This is a genomic window from Zoogloea sp. LCSB751 (genome assembly GCF_002028455.1).
Classification (GTDB): domain Bacteria; phylum Pseudomonadota; class Gammaproteobacteria; order Burkholderiales; family Rhodocyclaceae; genus Zoogloea.
The window spans coordinates 1-238 of sequence record NZ_MWUM01000586.1 but is presented as its reverse complement, the minus strand read 5'-3'; the positions used below and the strand labels follow the sequence as shown (position 1 = coordinate 238).

Genomic DNA, 238 nt, shown 5'->3' with positions numbered 1-238 from the left:
ATCATCACTCGTCGCGTACTGTTATCCCTTGGCGTAGGGATTGTGGCCGGCAGTTTGTTACTCAATCAGTTTTCTCCCCTTGATTCATTGCACTATATGTTCAATACCGTGCTGAAGATTTTTTGGGTCGATGGCGCACTTAATCGCGACAATATCAATATGTTGCTGTTTATGTTGCTGCTTGGTGGACTCATTAGTCTGATGACGGTTTCTGGCGCCACCCGCGCCTTTGCCGAGT

General features: G+C 47.5%; 1 pseudogene. It reads left to right on the top strand.

Annotation, left to right across the window (positions count from 1 at the left end):
* Nucleotides 1-238: pseudogene (locus B4920_RS27810) on the top strand (hypothetical protein); the annotation flags it as partial.